3 protein-coding genes are annotated in these 4745 nt (G+C 61.7%); all 3 read left to right on the forward strand.

Features of this window, described 5'->3' with window-relative positions; genetic code table 11:
- Positions 1–197: 197 nt before the first annotated feature.
- Genes NMG80_RS04490 through NMG80_RS04500 form a run of 3 tightly spaced genes read left to right on the forward strand, consistent with a single transcriptional unit; the run spans position 198 to position 4671 of the window.
- Entirely contained in the window at positions 198–1544 is a 1347-nt protein-coding gene (locus tag NMG80_RS04490) for an HlyD family secretion protein (RefSeq protein ID WP_254017021.1), read from the forward strand.
- The gene (locus NMG80_RS04495) at positions 1541–3127 is read left to right on the forward strand and encodes a DHA2 family efflux MFS transporter permease subunit (RefSeq protein WP_254017022.1); all 1587 of its coding nucleotides are present in this window, start codon (positions 1541–1543) and stop codon (positions 3125–3127) included. The genes NMG80_RS04490 and NMG80_RS04495 overlap by 4 nt, the downstream gene beginning before the upstream one ends.
- Positions 3128–3129: 2 nt before the next feature.
- On the forward strand, positions 3130–4671 hold the full coding sequence (locus tag NMG80_RS04500; protein WP_254017023.1) for an efflux transporter outer membrane subunit: 1542 nt from the start codon (positions 3130–3132) through the stop codon (positions 4669–4671).
- Positions 4672–4745: the final 74 nt, after the last annotated feature.

Consider the following 4745-nt stretch of genomic DNA (forward strand, 5'->3'; position numbering starts at 1 on the left):
ACGTGGGGTGACCTACGCGCTTACCATTGATCGTCAGCTGTGGCGAAACGAACTCATGACCGCTGGTTTCTGAAAGGCAACCTTGGCTTCCGCCGAGCGCCTGTCGGCGGTCCTGTGAGCCCACAGCGGTCGTGTCAGGCGAAAGCGACGACGTCGGGGAAAACGTCTCAAGTCAGTTCGCATGAGAGAAGCGCCCGATGTCCCAGACCGCCAGGATCAGTCCGCTCCGCCAAGCCAGTGGCGGGCCCAAGATGCTGCCGGCAAGCGCCCCAATCCGCGAGACATTCGCGATCGCGGTGCCCAAGCCGAGCGCGCACACAGAAGCGCTGTTCACCGACGCTCGCGTCCCGAACCGCCCTGTCTCCATAACCGCCGATAGCCGCCCCGGTGAAGACAGTTCCGAGCAACAAGTTCCTGGAAGCCTGCCGCCTGCGGACGAGAAGCCTGAGGCGACCGTCGAAAGTGAACACCACGAGCGCGGACCGGGCGATTCAGACACAGGACACAGAAGGCGCAAGTCCCCCGTCTTCATCATCGGTTTCATTGTCCTGGCTGTTCTTGTCCTCGGCGGGTTCTACTACTGGTATGCGAACCTCAACTTGGTGAGCACGGATGACGCCTATACCGATGGGCGGGCTGTCACCATTGCGCCGCAGGTTTCGGGCCTCGTCGTGTCGCTGGACGTGACCGACAACCAATATGTCCATAAGGGTGATCCGCTGATCCATATCGATCCGCGGTCCTACATGAGCGAGCGGAATCGGGCGCAGGGGGCCCTGGACAGCGCCAAGGCGCAAGCTGCGGGGGAACGGCTTATGGCCGAAATCGCCCGCAAGAATTTCCCCGCCCTGCTCCAACAGGCCCGGGCTCAATTGCTGACGGCACAGGCCAATTTGACCAAGGCCCAGGCCGACTATGATCGGCAGAGCACTCTGCCGAAAGCCGCGACAACGCAGCAGGAGGTCGACGCCGCGTTGGCCGCGCTGCGTCAAAGCAAAGCGCAAGCTATGCAAGCCGAAGCCCAGGTTCAGCTGAGTTCACCGGTCGAGCAGCACATCGGCCAGAGCGATGCGCAGGTCGAACAACTGAACGGGCAAGTCGAGCAGGCTCAAGCGCAGCTTGATCAGGCAGTGCTCAACCTCTCCTGGGCGGTCGTGACGGCACCGCAGGATGGCTGGATAACCCGGCGCAACGTGGAGATGGGCAACTACGTCGCGCCCGGGCAGCAGATTTTCTCAATCGTTTCGCCGGACGTATGGATTACAGCCAACTTCAAGGAAAGCCAGCTGGATGGTCTGCGGCCCGGCCAGAGCGTGAAGATCGACGTGGATGGCTATCCTCACCTCGACCTGCGTGGCCATGTCGACAGTGTCCAGATGGGGTCCGGCTCGAAGTTCACCGCCTTCCCACCCGAAAACGCCACCGGCAATTTCGTAAAAATCGTTCAACGCGTGCCGGTCAAGATCCTCATCGACAGCGGGCTCGATCCCAAGCTTCCGCTGCCGCTCGGGATATCGGTGGTACCGACGGTGTCGGTTCGATGAGCAGCACTCCAGCCGAGGCCAGCGCGGCCTGGAAGCCCCGCTACAATCCCTGGCTCATCGCGGTTTCGGTGACGCTGGCCGCCTTCATGGAAGTCCTCGATACGACGATCGTCAATGTTGCCTTGCCGCACATCGCCGGCAGTCTATCGGCGAGCAGTGACGAGGCGACCTGGGCGCTCACCTCCTACCTGGTGGCAAACGGGATCGTGCTGACCATTTCTGGCTGGCTTAGCGATCTTTTCGGGCGCAAACGTTATTTCCTGATCTGCATCACCATGTTCACGGTCTTCTCGTTCTTATGCGGAACGTCGACGAGTCTGGGCGAACTGATCGTCTTCCGGTTGCTGCAGGGTTTCTTCGGCGGCGGCCTGCAACCGAACCAGCAGTCGATTATCCTGGATACGTTCCCGCCGGCCAGGCGCGCGGCCGCATTCGGCGTCACGGCGATCGCTACGGTCGTCGCCCCGGTCCTCGGTCCGACGCTCGGCGGCATCATCACCGATCAGTCGACCTGGCGCTGGATCTTCTTCATCAATATACCCGTCGGCATCCTCGCGGTTATTTTGAATTCGATTCTCGTCCAAGACCCGCCGTGGGTGAAAAACAAGAAGAGCCGCGGGCTCGACTACATTGGCCTGTCGCTCATCACGCTTGGTCTCGGATCCCTGCAGATCATGATGGACCGTGGCACAGACGACGATTGGTTCGGTTCGTCCTTCATCGTGCTCATGGCACTTCTCGCCTTCCTGGGAATCGCGGGCGCGATCGGCTGGCTGCTTATTGCCAAGAAGCCGATCGTCAATCTCGACGTGTTCAAGGACAGGAATTTCGCCGCCGGCTGCGCAATGATCGCGGCGATGGGCGCAATCCTCTACGCCAGCGCCGTCGTCATTCCGCAGCTCGCGCAGCAGGTTCTCGGTTATACCGCAACCTGGGCGGGGCTCATTCTTTCTCCGGGCGGCCTCATCGTCATCGTCCTCATTCCATTGGTTGGGCGCCTCATGACGATCGTCCAGACGCGGTTCGTCGTCGCCGCCGGTTTTTTCATTATGGGATGCGCGCTCTTCTTCTCGAGCCATCTGGCGCCGAACATCGATTTCCCCACGCTCGTGCTGATGCGCAGCTGGCAGGCGGCCGCGCTCGCGTTTCTGTTCGTGCCCATCAGTACGATCACCTATCTCACTTTGCCGCGCGAACTGAGCGGCGACGGGGCTGCCCTCTTTTCGATGGTCCGCAACGTGTCCGGGTCGATAGGGATTTCCGTCGCAACATCGCTCGTCACAGAGCAGAGCCAGGTCCGCCAGTCCTATCTATCGGAATGGGCCTCGCCCTTTCATCAACCCTACAATGCGCTGGTGGCTCAATACGAGCGTGCGTTGACGGCGACCGGGCATGCCGCGGGGTCGGTCCATGGAGTGGCGGTTGGAGAGGTCTACCAGGCCTTCCGGACGCAAGTTGCCGTTCTCGCCTATTCGGACGTCTTTCTGTTCTTCTCCTTCGTCGCCTTCTTCGCCGTTCCCTTCTGCTTCTTGCTATCCGGCAAGAAGGCTGCTGGTGGCGCGGGCGCCATCCACGCGGGTTGATCATGGGCCATAAATTACACACCGTAGCAGGGATTTCAGTCACGTTCGCGCTGGCAGCATGCACTGTCGGCCCGGATTTCGTCCGGCCGGATGCGGCGTTGCCGAAACGCTGGTTCACGATCGGTTCGGCAGCTGCGCCAGCGTCCGCGGGATCCAGTGCGGCGGTTCACGAGCCCGTCGACCCCGCCTGGTGGCAGGCTTTTCACGACGCGACCCTTACATCGCTCGTGCGGCGCCTCGCCGACGCCAACCTCGATGTGCAAACTGCGACCGTCCGGCTCGCAGAAAGCCGTTTTCAGCGCGGTGCCGTGGCCTCCGCTCGACTACCCAGCCTGAATGGCAGCGCTAGATACCAACGTGAAAATCTTAGCGACGTGAGTGCCAAGGGCAGCCTGATCGACCGTCTCCTTGGTTCGCCGAACAGCACCATTTCTTCCGCAAAGCCGACCGACCTGTTTACCAGCGGTTTTGATGCATCATGGGAACTCGATCTTTGGGGGCATGTCCGCCGCCAGGTCGAAGCGGCGGATGCGCAAGTCCAGTCTTCCGAGGAACAACGGCGCGACGCGCTCCTCTCAAGCCTCGCCGAAACCGCACGCGACTACATCCAGCTGCGCGGCACGCAGACCTTGATCAGGATCGCCAATGACAATCTGAAGATCGAGCGGGACATTTTGCAGCTGACGCAAACGCGTCAGCAGAAGGGCTTGACGACCAGTCTGGACGTCGAGAACGCCGCAGCGCAGGTCGAAGCCGTTCGTGCCCAGTTGCCCAGCCTGGAACAGCAGGAAGCGCAGCAGATCAACGCCTTGAGCTTTCTGCTCGACCTGCCGCCCGATGCACTGCGCGGCGAACTCGCCACTGGGAAACAAGTGGTGCCAAGGCCTGCCCGGGTTCCGATCGGCATTCCCTCCGAGCTGGCGCGGCGGCGCCCGGATATTCGCGCCGCGGAAGCCCGGCTGCACACGGCCACCGCCAACATCGGAGTGGCGGTGGCCGAGTTCTATCCATCCATTCAATTGAATGGATCGGTGGGCTTCGACGCCCTCAAGGTCGCGAGCCAGTTGACGGCCAGTGCGATCCCAACCAGTTTCGGTCCGAGCATTTCGATGCCGATCTTCGAGGGCGGCCGGCTGAAGGCGACATTGCAGCTTCGCAAGGCGCAGCAGGTGGAGGCGGCGATCGCTTACCACAGGACGGTGCTGGAAGCCTGGCACGAGGTTGTCAATGCCCTCGTCGCCTACCGGACCGAACGGCAGCGTAGCGCCCGGTTGGCCAGGCAGGTCGAGCATCTGCGACAAGCCTTGTCGCTGGCCCGTGACCGCTACAATGACGGAGTCACCGAGTTCACCACCGTGCTCGACACCGCACGCACGCTGCTGCAGGCCGAACAGGATCATGCGCAGAGCACGACCAACATCTCGACTAATCTTGTCCAATTGTACAAAGCGCTCGGTGGCGGTTGGGAGTTGACGTACCCGGGCGCGCCACCCGAAGCGCCGATCAACGCTCAAGGAGCTTCAACGGCAAAGAAACCGACGTGACAGTGCCGATGCTTGTTTTGACGCCGCTCGCCTCTGATGCCCGCTTTGTCGGCAGATGGGGTATTCGGCTTGCG

The sequence above is a fragment of the Mesorhizobium escarrei genome, from assembly GCF_935825525.1.
GTDB lineage: Bacteria > Pseudomonadota > Alphaproteobacteria > Rhizobiales > Rhizobiaceae > Mesorhizobium > Mesorhizobium escarrei.

Coding starts and splice junctions, on each gene's coding strand:
- NMG80_RS04490 (WP_254017021.1), top strand. CDS start 198: ATGTCCCAGACCGCCAGGATCAGTCCGCTCCGCCAAGCCAGTGGCGGG.
- NMG80_RS04500 (WP_254017023.1), top strand. CDS start 3,130: ATGGGCCATAAATTACACACCGTAGCAGGGATTTCAGTCACGTTCGCG.
- NMG80_RS04495 (WP_254017022.1), top strand. CDS start 1,541: ATGAGCAGCACTCCAGCCGAGGCCAGCGCGGCCTGGAAGCCCCGCTAC.